This is a genomic window from Actinoplanes sichuanensis (genome assembly GCF_033097365.1).
In the GTDB taxonomy this organism is placed as follows: Bacteria; Actinomycetota; Actinomycetes; order Mycobacteriales; family Micromonosporaceae; genus Actinoplanes; species Actinoplanes sichuanensis.
Genome location: NZ_AP028461.1, coordinates 4,869,567 through 4,889,306 on the forward strand (window position 1 = coordinate 4,869,567; position 19,740 = coordinate 4,889,306).

Annotated in this window: 15 protein-coding genes; 7 read left to right on the forward strand and 8 right to left on the reverse strand. The window is 71.9% G+C overall.

Features of this window, described 5'->3' with window-relative positions; translation table 11 throughout:
* Positions 1-107 precede the first annotated feature (107 nt).
* The 3 genes from Q0Z83_RS22400 (at position 108) to Q0Z83_RS22410 (ending at position 3,465) form a co-directional block, all read left to right on the forward strand.
* Positions 108-1,376, forward strand: coding sequence for a hypothetical protein (locus Q0Z83_RS22400; RefSeq protein ID WP_317795921.1), 1,269 nt, complete (start codon positions 108-110; stop codon positions 1,374-1,376).
* Positions 1,373-3,160, forward strand: a complete 1,788-nt coding sequence (locus tag Q0Z83_RS22405; protein WP_317795922.1) for a caspase family protein — start codon at positions 1,373-1,375, stop codon at positions 3,158-3,160. The genes Q0Z83_RS22400 and Q0Z83_RS22405 overlap by 4 nt, the downstream gene beginning before the upstream one ends.
* 86 nt (positions 3,161-3,246) lie before the next feature.
* Complete coding sequence (locus Q0Z83_RS22410) at positions 3,247-3,465, forward strand: hypothetical protein (RefSeq protein WP_317795923.1); 219 nt, start codon at positions 3,247-3,249, stop codon at positions 3,463-3,465.
* Here the strand turns inward: Q0Z83_RS22410 and Q0Z83_RS22415 are convergent.
* The 8 genes from Q0Z83_RS22415 to Q0Z83_RS22450 all read right to left on the reverse strand — a co-directional run bounded on the left by Q0Z83_RS22415 (position 3,428) and on the right by Q0Z83_RS22450 (position 16,123).
* Entirely contained in the window at positions 3,428-4,525 is a 1,098-nt protein-coding gene (locus Q0Z83_RS22415) for a hypothetical protein (protein ID WP_317795924.1), read from the reverse strand. The two genes, Q0Z83_RS22410 and Q0Z83_RS22415, sit on opposite strands and share 38 nt — an antisense overlap.
* Before the next feature lie 126 nt (positions 4,526-4,651).
* On the reverse strand, positions 4,652-5,641 hold the full coding sequence (locus Q0Z83_RS22420; RefSeq protein WP_317795925.1) for a hypothetical protein: 990 nt from the start codon (positions 5,639-5,641) through the stop codon (positions 4,652-4,654).
* A complete protein-coding gene (locus Q0Z83_RS22425) occupies positions 5,638-6,432 on the reverse strand; it encodes a hypothetical protein (RefSeq protein ID WP_317795926.1) in 795 nt (264 codons plus the stop codon). The genes Q0Z83_RS22420 and Q0Z83_RS22425 overlap by 4 nt, the downstream gene beginning before the upstream one ends.
* A gap of 158 nt (positions 6,433-6,590) precedes the next feature.
* Positions 6,591-9,974 carry a CHAT domain-containing protein gene (locus Q0Z83_RS22430; RefSeq protein ID WP_317795927.1) on the reverse strand — a complete coding sequence of 1,128 codons (3,384 nt, stop codon included), beginning with the start codon at positions 9,972-9,974 and terminating at the stop codon, positions 6,591-6,593.
* The gene (locus Q0Z83_RS22435; RefSeq protein WP_317795928.1) at positions 9,971-10,615 is read right to left on the reverse strand and encodes an FHA domain-containing protein; all 645 of its coding nucleotides are present in this window, start codon (positions 10,613-10,615) and stop codon (positions 9,971-9,973) included. The genes Q0Z83_RS22430 and Q0Z83_RS22435 overlap by 4 nt, the downstream gene beginning before the upstream one ends.
* A complete protein-coding gene (locus Q0Z83_RS22440; protein WP_317795929.1) occupies positions 10,612-12,480 on the reverse strand; it encodes an AAA family ATPase in 1,869 nt (622 codons plus the stop codon). The genes Q0Z83_RS22435 and Q0Z83_RS22440 overlap by 4 nt, the downstream gene beginning before the upstream one ends.
* The gene (locus Q0Z83_RS22445; protein WP_317795930.1) at positions 12,477-13,853 is read right to left on the reverse strand and encodes a hypothetical protein; all 1,377 of its coding nucleotides are present in this window, start codon (positions 13,851-13,853) and stop codon (positions 12,477-12,479) included. The genes Q0Z83_RS22440 and Q0Z83_RS22445 overlap by 4 nt, the downstream gene beginning before the upstream one ends.
* Positions 13,850-16,123 carry a protein kinase domain-containing protein gene (locus Q0Z83_RS22450; protein ID WP_317795931.1) on the reverse strand — a complete coding sequence of 758 codons (2,274 nt, stop codon included), beginning with the start codon at positions 16,121-16,123 and terminating at the stop codon, positions 13,850-13,852. Before Q0Z83_RS22450 ends, Q0Z83_RS22445 begins: the two co-directional genes overlap by 4 nt.
* Positions 16,124-16,459: 336 nt before the next feature.
* Here Q0Z83_RS22450 and Q0Z83_RS22455 point away from each other — a divergent pair, with 336 nt between their 5' ends.
* The 4 genes from Q0Z83_RS22455 to Q0Z83_RS22470 are packed head-to-tail and all read left to right on the forward strand — an operon-like array spanning position 16,460 to position 19,737.
* The gene (locus Q0Z83_RS22455; protein ID WP_317795932.1) at positions 16,460-17,158 is read left to right on the forward strand and encodes a hypothetical protein; all 699 of its coding nucleotides are present in this window, start codon (positions 16,460-16,462) and stop codon (positions 17,156-17,158) included.
* Positions 17,158-17,865 (forward strand): hypothetical protein, encoded by a 708-nt coding sequence (locus tag Q0Z83_RS22460; protein ID WP_317795933.1) that lies wholly within the window; start codon positions 17,158-17,160, stop codon positions 17,863-17,865. The genes Q0Z83_RS22455 and Q0Z83_RS22460 overlap by 1 nt, the downstream gene beginning before the upstream one ends.
* Entirely contained in the window at positions 17,855-19,126 is a 1,272-nt protein-coding gene (locus Q0Z83_RS22465; RefSeq protein ID WP_317795934.1) for a hypothetical protein, read from the forward strand. The genes Q0Z83_RS22460 and Q0Z83_RS22465 overlap by 11 nt, the downstream gene beginning before the upstream one ends.
* Positions 19,123-19,737 carry a 4Fe-4S single cluster domain-containing protein gene (locus Q0Z83_RS22470; protein WP_317795935.1) on the forward strand — a complete coding sequence of 205 codons (615 nt, stop codon included), beginning with the start codon at positions 19,123-19,125 and terminating at the stop codon, positions 19,735-19,737. Before Q0Z83_RS22465 ends, Q0Z83_RS22470 begins: the two co-directional genes overlap by 4 nt.
* Positions 19,738-19,740 lie beyond the last annotated feature (3 nt).

The following is a 19,740-nucleotide window of genomic DNA, read 5'->3' on the forward strand; positions in this document are numbered from 1 at the left end:
CTGTTCTGACGGACCGGTCGCCGTCCGTCAGAGCGAGCCATCCGACAGAGAGCCGTCCGTCAGAGAAAGACGTCCGTCAGAGAGAGACGGGTCTGGGAGGGGAACCGATGATCGAGGATCTGCACGCCGATGAGGTGCTCGGCCACCGACCGTTGATCGCGACGGAAAGCCGCGATCCGGACAGCGGTCCGGCCGTACCGGTGGCGGGGGTGCGCTGCGGTCACCCGCTGGTGTACCCGATCGCGGCCGGAGACCTGCCCGGCCCGTGGGCGGCCCGGGCCGCGGCCACCGGCTGCCGATACCTGGGGATGCTGCTGGCGTTCGACCTGGATCTGCCACCGGCCGGTGGGCGCTACACGGCGGCACGGTTCGAGGTCACCCTGACCACCCCGGGAGCACGGGCGGTACGCCTGGACGACGGCGACTCACTGGGCGTCACCTTCGAGGGGGATCCCGCGTCGGCGGTCGCCGCCGGGACCGTACGGGCGGCACGGGCCCGGCCCGGCTGGCTGCGGCGACTGACCGGTCGGACCGGCGCACCCCGGGCATGGGCCACCGGCGTGCAGTCCCCGTCGTTCGGCTGGATCTACGACGATCCGACCGGTGAGCTGCTGATCCCGCGCAACTTCGGCATGCACGCGACGGTGGAGGTCCCGGCCGGAGGCACCGCGGTGACCGGCTTGATCACGGTTCAGGCCGAGGTGACCACCGGCCGGGCCCGCCAGTCGGCCGAGGTCCGGCAGGCGGTGGAGTTCACCGAGCCGCTCGTACCCGGCGAACCGCCGGAACCGGCCGGCGCGTCGGTACGGCTGTGCATGGCCGCCGACGTCGCCGGATACAGCAGGCGCCGCAACGACGAGACCGAACGGATCCAGGAACAACTGGTCGAGTCGCTGGCCCAGGCCCGCCGGGCCGCCGGGATCGGCGAGGAGCAGGTCCGGCCGCAGCCGCAGGGCGACGGGCAGTTCACCGTGCTGCCGGCCGGTGTGGACGAGTCCGTGGTGATCCCCCGGTTGCTGACCGCGCTGTCGGCCGCCCTGCACGAGATCAACGCCGCCGCCGACCCGGCCGACCGGATCCGGCTGCGGGTCGCTCTGCACCGCGGTCTGATCAAGGAGGGCCGCAACGGCTGGATCGGGACCGCCCCGATCGCGGTCCACCGGATCCTGGACAGCCCGCCGCTACGACACGCGCTCGCCGAGCACACCGACGCCGGGTACGTACTGGGTGTACCCGACATGCTCTACCGCGACGTGCTGGCGCACGGGGACGGGCCACCGGCACCCGCCGAGCTGACGGCGATGACGGTGGAACTACCCGACAAGGGCTTCCACGAACGGTGCTGGCTCTACGTGGCGCCGGAAACGACCCAATGAGCACGATCTACGCCCTGCTGGTCGGCGTGGACCGGTACGCCGCCCCGGATCTGCTGGTCCCGGGCCTGCACGGGTGCGTCAACGACGTGGTCGACGTGCTCGCCATGCTGACCACCACGCTCCGCGACGGCGTGACCCTGGCCCCGCTCACGCTGCACGACGAGCGGGCCACCCGGGACGCGGTGGTGGCCGGGTTGCGTACCCATCTGGGCCAGGCCGGACCGGACGACACCGCCCTGTTCTGGTTCAGCGGGCACGGCTCGCAGGCCCCGGCGCCGGTGAGCGCGTGGGCGGTGGAGGGCACCGGCATGCTCCAGACGCTGCTGTGCCACGACAGCCGTACCGGTGGCGTCCCGGATCTGTGGGACAAGGAGCTGTCCGGACTGCTCGACGTGATCTCCGCCCGCGCCGGGCACGTCGCGGTCGTGCTGGATTCCTGCCACTCCGAGGGCGGCACCCGCCAGGTCGGCTCCCGGTGGCGGGTGGTGCCGCCCGGCCCGGCCCGTGACGTCGGCACGCTGCTGCCGGAGACGCCACCGACGACCGGCCCGGTCACCGACGGCCCCGAACATCTGGCGCTGTCGGCCTGCCGCCGGGACCAGCGGGCCGAGGAACGGGTCCTGGACGGCGTCGCACACGGCCTGTTCACCTGGTCGCTGCTGCGCGCGTTGAGACGGCTCGGTCCGGCGGCCACCTATGCCGCGCTCCTCGCCGCGACCCGCAGCGAACTGGCCCAGCGGCAGGCGTTCGCACAGTCCCCGCAGCTGTATCCGGCCGCCTCCGCGCTGACCGACCTGATGTTCCTGCGGGGTGCGGCGGGCACGACCGGCACCGGCGTCGTGATGTCCTACGGAATCCACGGCTGGCAGATCGACATGGGACGGGCACACGGCCTGCCGGCCGATCCCGCCGGCCTGTCCTTCAGCACCCGCGGCGGCGGTGACCGGGTCGAGGTCGACGCGGTACGACCGGAACTGAGCCTGGTGACGCCGAAGGGCTGGCATCCGGACCGGGACCGGCAGTACCCGATGATGGTCACGACCCTGCCCCGACCACCGGCCACCGTCGCCGGTTTCGACGTGCCGCCCTCGCCGTACGTGCGGACCGCCCGCCCGGACGAGCCGGTGTCCCTGTCGGTGGCGACCGGGCCCGTCAGTGCGCGGATCACCGACCGGACCGGCCGGTGCGCCGAGGTGGCCGCCACGCCGGAGCAGATCCTGGCGGCGCTCGAACACATGGCCCGCTGGTGGTGGCTGCGCGACGAACTGCGCAACCCGGCGTCGGGGCTCGGCGAACCGATCCGGCTCGAGGTGGTGCCGGCCGGTCCGGACGATGTCGTCGAGGTCGGCGACGACGGCGTCGTCCATGCCCGGTACACGTGGACGACGTCCGGTTGGGTGGCCCCGGAGGTGCACATCCACCTGCACAACACCTCGGACCGGCTGCTGTACGTCACCGTGCTGGACCTGACCCCGCGGTACGGGGCCGGCGCCCACCTGTTCCCGCCCGCACCGATCGGGCCGGGCCGACGGACGGCGGCACGCCTCGGCCGGCGGATCCGGATCCGGCTCCCGAAGGACGAACCGCCCGTGCCGGGACGTGAGGCGAGCGACTGGCTGCTGGTGGTGGCCGCGGAGGAACCGTTCGAGGCCGGCCCGTACCTGTTGTCGCCGGTGGACGGGTTCGTCGCCTCGACGCGGGACGCGGAACCCGCCGAACCGCCGGAGACCGACTGGACGGTGCAGCGGTACGAGATCCGTACGCGGGTGCCGCGGCTCAGCTGACGTCGGCGGTGACGGTGATGGAGGTTTACGGTCGTGGTGAGGCACACTGACCTGATGATCGTTCGCTGCGGTGTCCGGCCGTCTCGATGACGCTCACCGAGCAGCAACGACAGCGACTGCACCGTCTGATCGCCGACGAGCTACGCGCCGCACTGTCCGGCGAGGACCGCGCCTCGCTCGCCGCGACGTTGGCCGCCCGACGAGACGCCCTGGCCGCCGATCAGCGGCACGTCACCGACGATCCGACCCACGACCCCGGCGGGCGGCTCAGTGATGACGGCCCAGGATCGACAACGTCGTGCTGACGACACGCTGCATGGTGGCCGTGTCGGTCAACGCCCGGCTGACGTCGCCGAGTGGATCGGCGGCCGTGTGCGGAGCCTGATCCAGCCCGGCCGCGCCCACACCGCCGAACACCGTACGAATCACCTCGGCGACGGCCTTCTCCGCCGGCTCGCCACCACTGAGGCGGGCCTCGACGGCCTGCACGGCGTCGGCCGCCAGCTGCAGCAACTCGGTCTCGATCCGATCGTCCGGGTCGTTGAGCGCCAGCGGGGTGACGACCTCCCCGGCAAAGAGCGCCACCGGCGGCTGCTTGGCGCCGAGCGGCCGCTCCACGTACGACTCGTACCACCGCGGGCGGCGGCGGATCACCGCCAGGACCGTCTCGACGTCCCGCGCCGCCACGGCCGGGGTGCTGCCCGCCCAATCGCCGGTGACCGCCGCCCGACGCTGCGCCCAGGCCTCCACCGGCCACACCTCGGCGCCCGCGGTGACGCTGACCCCCACCCAGGTGAGGATCTCCAGCGCCAACGCGGTGAGCCACGGGTCGCGGCCGAGACCGTCGGCGATCCAACCGGGTACCCGCGGCCGTTGCAGGGCGCCGCGCGCGCCACGGCGACGCCGGTGCCCGTCGACGGTCGCCGCGACCAGACGCCGGCTGATCCACGCCTCGAGCCCGCGCACCGGCCGGCGGGCGTGCTGCAGCAGGTCGGCCACGACGGCTTCGACGTCGTCGTGGAACCGGTCGAGGCACTCGTCGGCCAGGTTCGCCACACCGGTGGCGCAGACCGGGTGCCCGCGCAGCAACTCGAAGCGGCGGGTGACCCGGGCGTAGACGATGGGCCAGGCGACGTCGTACGCCGCACCGGTCAACTCGGCGCGCTGGGCCGGATCGGCTGTCGCAGCCGTGGCGGCCAGCCTCCCGCTGTCGGCGAGTTCCCGCAGCCGTTGGACCCGGTCGGGCCGGGTCCGCTGCCGGGGGATCGCGGTCGCGGCGCCCGGTGGCCCGTTCGGGGTACGCCCGTGCGGCTCACGGGACCCGGCCGCGGCCGGCCGTCCGTCCGCTCTGTTCGCGATGCCCACCTGCGCTCCTCACCATTCGGCACCGGCATCCGGTCGTCCACATCGGCGGCCCGGCATTCCGGATGCATGACCCGGGCACGATCGGCGCACGGAGCACCCTGTTTCGTCTGACCGGGCACAGACCGCCTATCCGGTACGCGGAGCGGGCACCGGTTTGGCGCGGAGGGTGGTCAGCAGGCTCTGGGCCTCCAGCGCGTAGTGACTGTCCGGCCGGAAGGTCTGGCAGCGCTGGCCGTATGCCGCCTGCGCGGCCCGCACCGCCTCCTCCGGGCTCCAGCGGCTGACGCACTGGGCGACGGTCAGCATCGGCCGGGCCGGGTCGAAGACGTGCACGTTGCCGTACATGGCGTAGACCCGGCGGGCCAGACCCGCGGCGTCCTCGTGGCTGCCGGTGGCGGCGAGGGCCTCGGCGTGCAGCACCCGCGCCGGGGGCAGGTTGTCGAAGGGCAGCACGTCGGCGTCGGCCAGCGGCACGATCGACTTCAGGGCCTCCTGCGCCGCGGCGAGGTCGGTGGTGGCCCGCGCGAGCAGGACCTCGACCCGGATCAGCTCAGCGGTCATCGTCGACACCTGGTCGAAGCGGGAGCGGCGCAGTTCCACCTCGGCGTCGATCAGGTCGAGGGCCTCGTCGAGGTCGGCCTGCGGGTCGTGGTCGGTCAGGTCGGCGTACCCGCCGAACCAGGCCCTGTCGCGCAGCGCCCAGGCGAGGTCGGCCGCCGCCGGACCGTCGGGCCACCGTTTGGCCTCTTCCCGGCAGAGGTCCACGGTGCGATCGAGGTCGTCCGGGCGGCCGCAGCGGCGGGTCTGGCGCAGGCACCTTTCGCGAATGCGCTGGGCGACGCGGGATTCGGGTGGTTCGGTGCGGTCGGCGCGGTCTCGCAGTTCGTTCCAGGCGAATGTCGAATCGAGCGCCGACCGGTCCTCGTCGCGCAATTCCTCCCACCGGTATTCGATGTCGAGACTGATCGTGTGGTCGGCGCCCAGTTTGTTGCGCGCCTCGATGAGCAGCGCGTGGAAGTCGTCCGGATGGCCGCCGACCCCGATCAGGGTGTGCAGTCGTCCACTGATACGTCCGGCGTGGTCGCCGTCGTTGCCCGTACGCGGATACATGGTCACCGTTTCGATTCGAGGACCCGGATCGCCTCGCTCAGCAGAGCGACCGCCTCCTGCCGTTCGGCGGGGTCCGTGACGTATCTGATGACCCGGTCGATGGCGGTGGCGAGTTCCTGCTGCGGCGGGACCGTGCGCAGTTTCGGTCGGTAGAGGGAACGCAACGTGTGCAGGACGCCCTCGATGCTGCAGCCGGGCGGGGTGATCCGCTGCCGGATCCCGTCGCGCAGCAGGGCCACCGCGTCCACGGTCAGCAGCTCGCCCCGCCGGACGATCAGCAGATCCTCGATGGCGCAGATGGGCGGGGCGTAGTCGTGCGCGGCGGCCAGGTGCGGCTGCCGGCCGGCCCAGTCGAGCAGCACCCGGACCAGGCTTTCGGCGATCATGGTCCGGTTCAGGTCGTTCATGTTGTCCAGCTGGTGCATCCAGCCGGACCGGTGCGGGAAGAAGCTCCACACCTTCGTCTCGTCCACCAGCAGCTCGGTCTTGGTGTCGCGGTTGAGCTGGTCGACCAGGTCGCGGGCCGGGCCGACGGCGTCGGCGTACGCCTCGCGCAGGGCACGACGGGTGCGGGGGTTCGCGAGGTCGAAGAAGGTGGTGCGGGAGCCACCGGCGGCGTCGACGATCTCCTGCCAGGACAGGGCGCTGCCCGGCGCGTCGGCGAGCAGACCGTCGACGGCCTGGTAGTAGCTGTCCCGGGTGGTCCAGTGTCGTGACGGGTACGGCTCGGAGCCGAACAGGTTACGACGCCAGACCACCGCGACCGTCTCGCGCAACTCCTCCAGAACGGACGACAAGATCACCTCGGTTGGTGTGAACAGGTGCCGGTTTCGGGGTCGTCCGGACTGAACGACATCGACACATTGGCACACGGCCACCTGAGTGACCCCCTACGAATAGGGAATGTGTACGAACTTTCGAGGGGGTACTGGAGGAACGACGTACCCATTCCGGCTCACCGCCCATGGTGGCGGAACGCCGCCCACGCTGCAACGTCGGACAACTCGTTCGGGTCATTGAGTCCATCGAGGAGATCTGGTACGAGATCGGGTGCACGCCTTTGTGGATCCAGCATCCACAATTGCGCGGCCCGAAGCGCGTCCGCCGGCGACATTCCATCCGCCGCCATGAATACGTGAAACATAATCATCAAATACATGGTGGCCCGGTCACCGACCGCCCACTGGGATCCGACCACACTGACCGCACCGGCCGCCACGAAGGCCGTCGACAGGGTGAGCGTCTCGTCCGCCAGGTCCGGGGTCAGGTCGCTCTTACAACTGGCGAGGACCACCAGACCGCCGGGTACGTCCGGCCGGCGCCCGTACGCCTGATCGAGAATGAGCGAAACCGGCAGCGACTCGCCGGCCAGCTCCAGACAGGTCGCGTGGGGCCGGACGCCGATCCGGCCGTGACAGCTCAGGTGCAGCATCGACGCGCCCAGACGGTCGATGCCCGGCAGCTGGGCGAGAACGTCGCGGGCCGAGCCGGTCACCTCGGCCGCGTTCGGGTAGACCTCGGCCATCAGGTGCGCCACCTCCTGCGCCGACCAGGGCAGGTCACCCGTCGGGTTCACCAGGACGGCCGGCGCGGCGGCGACCGGCATCGGCAGCCGCCCCGCCACGTCCACCAACTGCCGCGCCGACGCCGCGTAGGAGAACACCGCGTCCTCGCAGGCGTAGCGCAGTCCGTCTGCGGTGTCCCGGCGGGCGGCGTGCCAGGGCACCTCGCCGAGCGCACCCACCGGCACCAGGACCAGCCGGGCCGGGCGCTCCAGACGCCAGTCGGCGACCAGCGTGAACAGCGGTTCGACGGCGGCGGTCCACGCCCAGTCGCAGAGCCGGCCGACGTCGCCGTGCCCACGCCGGGGCACGGTCGCGGTGGCCTCCCGCGTCGCCTCGTCACCGCCGTCGGCCGCGCCGGGCGGCTCGCCCAGCCCGTCGAGCCGCTCGGCGGTCACCGACCCGTCCGCCCGGATCACCACGATCAGCCCGGCGGCGAGGTAGACCAGCGCGTCCGCGCCGACCTCACGCACCGCGGCACCGACGGCAGCCGGGTCCGGCGCCTGCAGCAGCGCGTCGTCGGTGTCGGCCAGGACGGTCAGCACCCGGCGGCGCAGATCGGTCGGCGCGTACCCACCGAGAACCGGCTCACCGACCTCGGTCAGCTCGGTCAGGGTCAACCCGCCGAACCCGGCGACCCGCTCGTGCGGATGCTCCGACCATTCCCGGGCGAGTTCGGTGTGCCCGGCCGCGGTCAGCAGCTCCGGCACCCGCCCGGCCGACGTCACCGCGTGCAGCGCCAGACCTCGTCCCAGTTCCAGCGCCTGCGCGGCGAGCTCCGGCTGCGGATGGCGAGGATCCGAACACCGCAACGCCACCCGGTACGACTCCGCCGCCGCTCCTCGTGCCACGGTCAGCGCGTCGGTGTCGTCGATCTGCAGCAGCACGTCCCCGACCCGGGCCCGCAGTCCGGCCAGCCCGGTCCACACCGCCCGGTCCAGATCGCCGACGCCGGCGCGCCTGTCGTAGGCGTCGGCGAGCCGGTGCAGCAGAGTACCCGCCACCGCGGAGCCGGGCCGGTCGCCGATCAACTCCCGGGCGTGCTCCAACTCGGCGATGCCGGCGTCCAGGTCCACCCTCCGCCCGAAACGCTCGTACAGCGCCAGCCGGGCCAGTGCCCCGGCGCCGTACACCCCGATCCGCTGGGTGGCCCCGAACACCTCGGTGCCGGCCGCCTCGGCGAACCGCTCCCCCGCGGCGGTCAGAGCCTGCTCGTCGTCGTCGAGCAGGCCGCGGATCAGCAGTGCCACCGCACCGAGCGCCCGGAGGGTCGGCTCGCCGGACGGCTCCACCGCGGTGCCCGCCGCTGCCGCCGTCATCTGCTCGGCCGCGGCCCGCAGCGCGTCACGGTCGCCGTCGGTGAGTGCCTGCGCCAGCCCGGCCAGTCCGAGGGCCGCTTCGATGCGCGAGCGCCACGGGAAGTCGACCGGTAGGTCCCGCAGGGCGTCCCGCAGCTCGCCGGTGGCCGCGGCGAGTTCCTCGGGGGTACCGTGCCGGACGGCTGAGGCGGTGCGGCCCAGCGCGTTCAGCGCGGTGATCGGTGCGACGTCACCGGACAGGGTGCCGGCCTTGCGGTGCAGTTCGGCGACGTGCGCGGCCTTGCGCAGCCAGTCGCGTGCGGCGGCCTGGTCCTCGAGCACACCACCGGCGAGACCCCGGTCGTTGAGCAGGGCCCCGAGCATGCCGACGATGCTCGGGGCGAGCGGGTCGGACGCCGGGACCTCGTCCAGCGCCCGCCGCAGGTCGCCGATCGCCGGCAGCAGGCCGTCGGCGTCGCCGTCGCGGTGGGCGCGCAGGCTGCGGGCCATCGCCCGTAGGAACAGATCCCTACCGCGCACGACCGGGTCGTCGCAGGGCAGCGCGAGCACCTGGTCGGCCAGGTCGATGACCCGGTCGACGGCGTCCGCGTCGCCGCGCAGCGCGGCCTGGGTCAGCACCGAGCCGGCCAGCCGCCGCAGCGCCTCCGGATAGAGGTCGTCGGTGGGCTCCAGGTCCTGCAGGGCCAGCTCGAACCGGCGTACCGCTTCGCCGTGGTCGTCGGGCGGGCCGTGCCGCAGGTCCGACAGCCCCAACTGCTGGTGCACGAACGCCCGGATCTCCCCGGCCGGCAGCAGCGGCGCGATCCGTTCGAGTTCGGTGACGTTCGCCGGGGTCAGGTCGTCGGCCAGCACACCGAGCAGCATCGAGGCGGGGTCGCGCAGCGGATCGTCGGTGGACATGGCCGTGGTGATCTCGCCGAGCAGCGCCATCAGTTCGACGAGTGAGACGTCGCCGTCACCCATGGACATCTGCATCGCGAGCAGCCCGCCGAGCATCGGGCGGGCCATGGCGGCGAGTTCGGGATGCGGAGCCGGGCCGTCGGTCACCGCCCGCAGGTGGGCGACGGCCGCGGACAGGTCGGCCCGTTCCCGCGGCCCGGTGCCCGGCTGCAGACCGAGGAACATGCCCAGCTGGTCGAGGGACGGCGGCTGAGAGGTCAGCGCGGGAAGGGGCATCACCCGCAGCATCAGCAGCAAGCCACTGCCCAGGTGGGAGATCTCCGCGTCGGCGGCGGGGAGCCCGTCGGCGTTCAACGACTCCTCGAACAGCCGGATCGCCTCATCGCGGTCTTCGACGGCACGGTCGCCGCCCGGCCGCAGATGCCGGATCAGCAACAGCCGTCCCAGCCGGTGGGCGGCCGACGCGACGGTGTCCGGGCCGGCGTCGGCGTACGCGGTGGACGCCTGCGCGATGGCCTTGTCCAGGCCGACGGGGTCGATCGGGCCGAGGGGTCTCAACGGTCGCTCCTGGTGGGTTCCGGGCCGGGCGGCGGCTCGTGGGCGAGGAGGCGGACCTCCCCGGAGAGGCTGGCGCCGAGCCGGATCCGGTCGCCGTCGCCGAGTTCTCTCTCGTGCCCCGGGGTGAGGCGTTCGGACCGGTGCAGCGTCCAGTTCGTCGAGTACTCGTCGCGGATCGAGGCCCGGCCGTCGTTGTCGAGCGAGAGGCTGGCGTGCCGGCGTGACACGTTCGGGAATCGGCTCAGGTAGGCGGCGTGCGGGGACAGCTCCGGGTCACGGCCCAGCACGATCCGCTCGCCACGGCGCAGGGTGATCACGTACTGGTCCGGCTGGAACATGATCCGTATCGCGATGGTGGCGCGGGCGAGCGTGGCCAGGCAGTTCGGGCAGCGGTCGGCCGACGGGTCGACCGCCGTCCGGCATTCGCGGCAGACGACCGTAGGCTGCGGGTCCACGTTCTCCGGCGGGCGCGGCTCGTCCATCGGCACGCCCTGGGTGGTGGTCGGCTCGACCGCCGTGGTGGCCGGCGCGCTCATCGGGATGAGCAGACCCCCGTCGATGCGGCACACCGTGTCGGTCTCGGCCGCCGGGTGACCGCAGTCGTTGCAGATGCGGTACGTCGTGGTCGACGGGTCGGTCATCGCCGCCGCTCCAGTCGGAAGTCGCCGGCGTTGACGCCGGTGAGCAGGAGCCGGCTGCCCGGCGGCTGCGGCTGGTCGAACAGCAACCGGCCCAGCGGGTTGACGATCTGCGACTCGACCTTGTTGCCGATGCCGCGGCCGCCGTCGTTCAGGTTGGTCGTGCACCTGGCGAGCAGGTGTCGGTCCATCTCCGGGGACAGCTCGATGTCCACGTGGTGCTCCTCGCGCAGCCGGCGCAGCACGTGGCTCAGCTGCAGCCGGAAGATCCGTTCGGCGGTGGTACGGCTGATGAAGTCGAAGACCACGATGTTGTCGCCCAGCCGGTTGAGCAGTTCGGGCCGTACCAGCTCGTAGGTGAAGTGGTGTTTGATCGCGGCGTTGACGGTCTCGACGACACGGTGGTAATCCGTGCCAGGATCGATCAGTTGGACGACCTCACCGGTCCGCTTGTCCTTACGCAGGATGCCCAGGTTGGAGGTGAAGATCAGGACCGACTCGGAGAAGTAGGTCGTGGTGCCCTGCCCGTCGGTGAGCCGGCCGTCCTCGAGGATCTGCAGGAACTTGTCCAATACCGACGGGTGCGCCTTCTCGATCTCGTCGAACAGGATCACCCGGAACGGCTGCTGTCGCAGGGCGTTGGTGAGTTGGCCGCCCGCCTCGTAGCCGACGTAACCGGGCGGTGCGCCGATCAGCCGGTCGGCGGCGTGTTCGGCGGCGTACTCGCTCATGTCGAAGCGCAGGCACGCCGACTCGTCACCGAAGAGCAACTGGGCCACCGACTTGGCCAGCTCGGTCTTGCCGACCCCGGTCGGCCCGGCGAAGAACAGCACGCCCCGCGGTCGGCTGGTGGACCGGCCGGTCTGCGCCCCGGACAGCCCCATCGCGGCGCGTTTCAGGATGTCCAGCGTCTTGTCGACCGCCGCCGGCTGGCCCTTCACCCGCCCTTCGAGCAGGCCCTGGTGCTCGGCGATGCGACGACGCAGGGTGTCCTGCCGCCACGGGTTCTCCACCACACCCAGCCGATAGGTCTGCACCGCCTCGGGCAGCCGTTCGAACGCGATGCCACGCTCCTTGGCGAGCCGGGTGACGCCCGCCATCGCCTTCAGGCTCATGCCACCGGACTCCACCGCGAACGTCTCGACCACCTCCTGCGGCGGACGGCCGTCGGTGGCGGTGCGCTGCAGGTCGCGGGTGAGCAGATCGGCGGCGTGCATCCGGTCGCCGAGGCTGGGGTGGGGGATGCCGACCGTACGGATCTGCACGTTGCCCGCGGTGAGCCAGGGCGGGAGGTCGCGTTCGGAGTCGACCAGCCAGATGACCGGGTTGTAGAGCCGCCCGGCGAGCGCGACACCGGGCGGCGGGGTCGCGGTGGCGGCGAGCTTCGCGCAGGCGAGGAAGAACTTCCGTTCGTCGTCGGTCGGGTCGATCGGGCTGCGGGTGAGCCGGGCGGCGTAGTCGATGACCAGTCCCACCCGGTCGTTCGGCGCGGTCGCCACCGCGGTGATCGTCTTGCGGAGCTGGTCGAGCGACAGGTCCTTGGCCGACAGTCCCGGCAGTAGGCGCTGCGCGGTGGAGCGGGCCGCGTCGGCGCCGGGCCCCCGGGCCGGCAGCACCTGCAGTCCGTCCACCGGGTCGTAGGCGATCAGGCAGGCGTAGCCCTGCCCGCGCAGCGCCTGCCACAGCAGCGACGGCATCGAGGACAGGTACTCCTCGCTGCGGACCACGTACTGGTCGCGGATGTTGCCGTGCAGGATGTACTGCGAATGCACGCTCAGGGTGTTCTCGATCTCGCGCAGCCACGCCGGCCACGCGGCGTGCGCGGCCTGCGGGGTGCCGTTCCGAACCGGGATGTGGTCGATGCTCATCGGCTGCGTTTCCTCTCCTTCGGCGGTTGCAACCGGCGCTCTTCGGTGCTCTTGCCGGTGGTCGTCTCCTCGATCGGGGTGTGCCGGATCTCGCCCAGGACGACCCCGCGCTCGGCGAACGCCTTGCGGTTGATCTCCATCACGTCCCTGGCCCACTGCAGAAGCTGCTGGTCGTTGCCCGGCTCCAGGAACACCGCGCGGGTCTCGTCCTTCGCGACCACCACGCGTGCGCCGGCGCCGTCCCACGACGCGTGGCGGACCGTCATCGCGGCGAACCCGGACCCGGCCTTCGGCTCCTCGACCGTGGTGACGTAGCCGAGGTCCGCCAGCGCCGCGCGCCAGGTCTCCCGGATCAGCAGCTGGTCCGCCATCACCTGGGCCTCGGCCCGCGCGTCCTCGGCCCGCCCGGCCAGCGTGCCGTCCATCCGACGGCGCCCGGCCACCACGTCCTCCAGGGACTGCCGCAGCTCCGCCTGATGGGCGAGCCGAGCCGGGCTGATCAGTCCGTGGCTGCCGAGGTCGGGACGCAGGCCCTCCAGATAGCGGGCGGCCCGGTCGGCGTCGGCCCGACGGGTGACGGCCGCCCGGTTGATCTCACCGACCCGCAGATACAGCGCGTCCATCTGCACCTTCGCCGCGGTCATGTCGTCGGTGCCGGTGACCCGACCGGCGATGGTCAGGGCCTCGGTGCACTCGGCCGCGGTCGCCTCCGGGTCGAGGCCGCCGAGGATCGCCTCGACCATCGGCACGAAGTCGCCGCCGCCGGTGCCCCGGACCGGCCGGCTCGGCACCGGCGGACTCGGCACCGGCGACGCTACGGCGCCGCGGCGCGCGTGGTCGGCCATCCGGGTGCGCAACCGCTCGGCGAGCCGGCCGGTCGCCGGGTTGCGCTGCCCGGCCGGGATCCGCCTGATCGCCTCGTCGGTGGCCCGTTGCAGCATCGTCGCCTCAGCCCGGCGGATGTGCCGCTCGACGTCGGCGCACATCTGGTCGACCTTGAACCGGGGCAGCCCGGCCGGGCTGATCGGACCGGGCAGATCACCGCCACCGGAGTCGGCGAGCCGCCCGCGGACCCGTTTCAAACGGGCGTTGCAGGCCACCACCTTGGCGTAGACAGCCTCCCACTCGTCGAGCTTCTCCTGCTGCGCCGCCCAGGTCTGGTAGCTGTCCTCGAGACTGTCGCCGAGCCACACCAGCCCGCTCATCGCCGCCCGGGTCAGCACCACGGCACCCGCCGCGACCACCACCGCGCCGACCACCACACCGGCCACGGTGAGCACCGGTGCGAGGGCCGCGCCGACGCCTATCGACGGCGCCGCCGCCGGGATCACCGTGGCGGCGACCTGCGTCGCCACCACCTTCTCACCGCTCATCGTCTGCTTCCTCCCATGGGGACGACAACGTCGTCGTCGGGCACCCGGTCGGTGCCGCCGGTCACCCGGGCGTACCGTCGCCGGTAATCGATCTGCCAGGTGCGGAACCGTCGCCGGGCCGACGCGAGGTGCACCGGAACACTCACCGCGGGCACGATCCACGGCATCCAGATCAGCACCGCCACCAGCACGGCGCAGACACTCGCGAGACCGATCAGGCCGGCGATGCCGCGCCGGCGGAAACGCAGGCCGACCACCCGGCCACGACGGCCGAGGTCCAGCAGCAGCGAATAACCCGGGTGGTACGGCGAACCGATCTCCGCCGCGACCCAGAACTCGATCACGGCGTGCCACACGCTGGTCACCAGCACCACGATCCAGGCGACGAGGATCGCGCCCTCCCCGGCGAACGGCAGCGTGTCGGCCAGCATGACCATGCCGATCAGCGCGAGCATGATGCCGGCGACGGAGACCGCGGCCCAGCCCAGAGCGACCGGGCGATCCAGCCGCCGCCACGCCTCCCGACGCCGCCACGCCTGGTGCCGCGCCTGGATGCCGTGCCGCCGCTCGGTCTCGTCGTCGGCCGTCCGCTGAGCTTCGCCCAGCGCCGCCGGGGTGACCGCGTAGGCGGCCAGCCGGTCGGTCGGGTCGATGGCCGCCGCCACGATCTCGTCGAACCAGTCCAGCCGCCCACCGCCGAGCCGGGCCCGCACGGTCCGCTGTGTCGCCGCCAGTTCCCGGTCGAGCGCGGCCAACGAACCGGCCGGGTCGGCGGCCGCCCAGAGCAGCCAGGCCCGCAGCTGCGGTCCGTCCCACCGGGCGAGGACCGGCTCGAGGTCGGTGTTGCGGCCGATGATCGCCCGGCGGGCCTCGGCCCAACGCCGGGCACCGGCCCGCCATCGGGCGTCCAGCCCGGCCAGACCGCGGCCGCCGGGCGCACCGTCGAACTCCGGCAGCAGCCGGTAGTCCCACAGGTCGGTCAGGATGGCCTGGTGCTCGCCCGGACCGCCCCGGGCCGCCGCCTCGGCCAACTCCACCAGGTCCTCCTGGGCCAGGGAGACACCGCGATACTGCGGTGGCAGCGCCGGGTCCAGACGCGCCACCATGCGGGCGAGCGCCACCTCGGCCGGCAGCGCCGGGTCGGTGACGTGCGGCCCGGCACGGTCGGCGAAGGACCGATGACCCGGCCGGTCGAACTGGGCGGCCCAGTCGACGAGTTCGTCCCAACCCGCGCCGCCGGGGCGGAAGTGCCGGGCCGCCAGGCTCCACTGATCCACCATCGCGATCGCCAGCGCCGCGGGCGACCGGTAGTCCTCCCCCGCGAAATGCAACGGCCGGCGGTCGTCGACCGGGGCGCGCTGCTGCGGCACATCGGGTATGTCCGAGCCGTTGATCCACCGGCTGACCTCGTCGGCACCCCACCGCTCGTGGTGGTTGCCGACCAGCAGTCCCAGGCAGAGCCGCCGGATGCGGGGATCCATCGTCTCGGCGACCGGGACGGTGTTCTGGACGATCTGGATGCGTACGGCCGTGTCGCCCAGATCGGCGAACGGGTGCCGGCCGGTGGCCAGTTCCGCGGCGATCATGCCGAGCGCCCAGTAGTCGGACTTGGCGGTCGCCGAGCGCACCAGCATCTCGGGCGCGGCGTAGCGCACGGTGAGGCCGTTGTTCGTCGTCTGGATCAGCGGTTCGGTGAGAAACGCGCTGACCCCGAAGTCGATCAGCCGCAGTTGCGGCACACCTGATCTGTCGTCCTCGACCAGCACGTTGCCCGGCTTCAGGTCACGATGCACCACCCGCACCTCACCGAGGGCGCCCAGAGCCTCGGCGAGCTGGGCGATCAGCGCGCGGGCCAGGACCGGGTCGAGCCCGTCCGGATGTTCGGCGATCAGGTCCGCCAGGGTCCGGTGGCCCGCGTACCGGGTCACCTCCCAGGCGTGCCCGGCCAGATGTCCGAACTCGACCAGCCGCACGACGTGCGTGGAGTCGACGTTGCGCCAGGCCTGCCACACCTCCCGGGCGGGGCCGGCGCCGGTCTCGTAGATCTTCAGGACGCGCCGCTTCGCCAAGCGGTAGACCGCGACCGCCTCGGCACCGTGCTGGGCCAGCGGCTCGCCCTCGATCGCGAAGCGGTCCTCGAACTGTCGGGGCAGCCGCCAGCCGTGGTCCTCCGGCCGGCTCGGGATCGGACCCGGCACGCCGGGGTCACGAATCGTCACCGGGACCTGAAGCCGAGCTCCGGGATCGAGCACCGTGCGGTCGGGCTGCATCAGCGTTCTCCTCCTTTCACCGGTCGTTGCATCCGAGCAATCTCTATCGCACGGATCACCGTTCCGGCAATTCCGGAAGTCGTCGCCGATTCGAGGAATGCGCCCGTTCCGGGAAACTCCCGGATTTGCCGGAACGGATCCATTCCGCGAATTACCCGGAGTCGCCGGAATGACACATAACCGCAGCTCAGAGCGATATTAGAATTGAATTTGGCGAACCCTGAAAAGCGTGTAAAACTCTTTCCTCAAGCCGCGCCTCGCGGACGCAGGCAAGGAGTGACCGTGTCGAAGAAGATTCGTTTTGGCAATCGTGTACCGGCCGATGCGGCGGTGCAGATGAGGCGTGTCAGCCGCGCGGACGGCCGGCGCGCCCGTAGTGCCGGGTCGAAAGACGGCCGGGACGGCATCCCGTACCCGTCCGTAGTGGACGAGCACGGCCGCAGCGCACCGGCGACCTCACCCTTCATCCGTGACGAGTGCCATGGCGCGGAGGCGTACGCCAAGCAACGCCTGCACGAGCTGATGGCCCGCAACCAGGGACTCCTCAACGAGATCTCGCTGCGGTCCTGCCTGCTGGTGCGCGCCTACGACCAGGGCGACCGGGAGACCACCCACCTGCCCCGGTTCAAGGAGGCACTGAGCGTCTGGGCCGCCCTGGTCAACGCCGAGCGGCTACACGTCGAGGCCTACGCCGAGCACCGCAACCGGGTGATCGAGATCTACTGGTCCGCCGTGCTGCGCACGCACCACGTGGTGCGCGGTTTCGCCGCGGCACAGCGGGAGGCCTCCCGCAACGGCCAGGTCACCCCGGGCGGCGTCCGGATCAGCGTCCCGGGCGACGACCAGGTCCGCGTCCTCGACCTGAACTCCTGGCAGCCGCTCAAGGTCGCCTCCGACCTGCGCCACATCACCCCGGTCGAGACCCTGCGCGAGTCGCTGCGGGCCGGTTTCATCACCGACCTCTACGACTACGGCACCCTGCCGCGTGCCCTCGACATCATCAAGACCGTGCTGTCCCCGACGGGAGCCCACTGATGACCGACCTCACCCGCCGCCTGCTCGCCGGCACCGCGGCCCTGACCCTGATCGGCACCGCACTCACCGGGTGCTCCGAGGACCGGCTCACCGCACCGTGCGCCGTACTCATCGACGGTTCCGGCTCGGGCGACAAGTTCGACGCCGCGAAGCGCCTCGACGACACCTTCAACTCGTTCCTGCTCGACAACGGCTGCGGGTCGGTGGGGTTCGTCCCGATCGACAGTGCCCCACTGGCGTCCACCTGCTTCATCAAGACCGTCGACATCGACCCGGACCTCGGCGGCAACAGCGACCCCGAGACCGTCCGCGGCGGACGACGCAAACTGGCCCTGAAGAACGCGCAGGAGATGCTCGCCTGCGCCAAGAAGAATCCGTACTCCGACGTAATGGGCGGACTCCAGCGCGCGGTGCAGCAGAAACCGACCGGCACCGGGACCTACCAGCTCCTGGTGGTCAGCGACATGTTGCAGAACACCCCGCAGTGGAGTCTCTACAAGACCGACCTGAAGACACCCGCCGCGATCGCCAAGGCGGTCCAGGAGCGGGCCGCGAACGCGCCGAACCTCGCCGGCGCCCGGGTCTCGATCACCGACTGCGGTGTGACCCTCGGTTCGAGCGAGCAGGCCCAGCAGGTCCGCAGCTTCTGGACCCAGCTGTTCGGCAGTACGCAGGCGGGCAACCCGGAGGTGAGTTTTGAGCGCTGACCGAGAACCACGACGCGAACCGATGCCGCCGTACCCCGGTGACATGCCGCCCGGCGTACGGGGCGAGGCCACCCGGGCCGGCTGGCGCGCCGCCCACGAGGGCCAGTACGACGAATGGTCCTTCGCCGACGCCGCCCGACTCCCCTACCTGCAGGAACTCGACCACCGGCGGCGGCAGGCGGTGGCGCAGGAGAACGACCGCACCGCCGCCGCGGCCTCCGCGATCGTGCCGGAGAACCAGTCCCAGCGCCGCACCGAGAACATCGCCCGCCGCTACACCGCCGAACTGGTCGACGTACTACGGCGCCGGCGTGACAAGGCACGGCTGCAGGAGGACAAGACACTGGCCGGCCTCGACGTGCTGGCCGGTGTCCGCGGCCCGCTCGTCCGCCGCGACTGGGACGACGACCTCGAATGGGAGTCCACCCCGGACGACGCGACGGCCACCGATGAACCGGTCGAGGAACGGCCCCGCACCGTGGGCTGGATGGGCCCGGCCGGCGGACACCTGGCGCCACCGATGCCGCGCTGGCTGAAACTGTTCATCATGGTCGCCCTGTGCGCCGTCGAGATCCCGATCTACCTGGAGATCTTCAGGTACTTCCACGCTCGTTCGGAACTGCTGCTCTGGTCGTTCACCCTGCCGGTGGCGTTCGGGATGATCGTCGCACCGCACCTGAGCGGTGTGTGGTGGCGCAAACGGCACACCCTGCCGTACGAGCGGATCCTGCTGTTCCTCGTGCCGGCCGTGCTGGTGATCTGGACGGCCTCCGCGGTCCTGCTCGGATATCTGCGACAGAAGGCGCTGCTGACACCGCAGATCGACCCGGAGACCAACGAGAACGTCGGCGGCGCGCAGGCGCTGGGCATCAACCCGTGGACGGTCACCGCACTGTTCACCTTCATCCTGCTGCTGTCCGGTCTGATCGCGGTCATGCTGGGCCTGGCCGAGGACCACCCCGGCGTCGCCGCCTACCGGGCGGCCGGCGAGACCCGGGAGGCAGCCGAGGACGCCTACCTCGAGGCGGTACGCGAGCAGGCCGGCACCGAACACAGCACCGTCGTCGGCGAGGACGAACGACGACAGGAACTCAGCATCCGGTCGTCCGAACGAGCCACCGCCATCAGCGCCGAGTTCGAAGCGGCCAAGGCGGCCTACCTCGACTCGATCGCCCTCGGCCTCGCCCGGCCCGCCGTCACCGAGGCGGCCGGACAGTCCCTGCCGCCGGTCTCCGTACCGCGCGTCCCGGACCCCCGATGATCGACGCCCCGGTGCTCAACGTCGCCGCCCTCACCCCCGGCACCCGAGCGCTCGGCCCCGGCCTGCGCTCGGTGCTGTGGGTGCAGGGCTGCCCGTTCCGCTGCCCGGGATGCATCGCCGAGAACTGGATCCCGGACCGGCCCGCCACCACGATGACACCGGCGCAGGCGGCACGTGCCCTCGCCGTACAGCCGGATCTGCAAGGGGTGACCTTCTCCGGCGGTGAGCCGATGGAGCAGGCCGCCGGTCTCACCGAGGTGATCACCTCGATGCGCCGCGACCGCGACCTCGACCTGATCTGCTTCACCGGCTACCGCCTCGAACGACTCCGGGACCGGCCGCCGAACCCCGGCGTACCGGGACTGCTCGCCGCCGTCGACGTGCTGATCGACGGGCTCTACCGCGACGACCGCAACGACGGCCGCGGCCTCCGGGGCAGCACCAACCAGCGCGTGCACCACCTCACCGACCGGCTCACCGGCACCGACTACGACTTCACCGGACGCGCCCGGACGATCGAACTGCAGCAGGCGGGCGACGACCTGCTGATGGTGGGCGTCCCCGACCCGGTTCTGGCCTCCGCCTTCCGGCCCGCACACCGAGAGGACTGATCA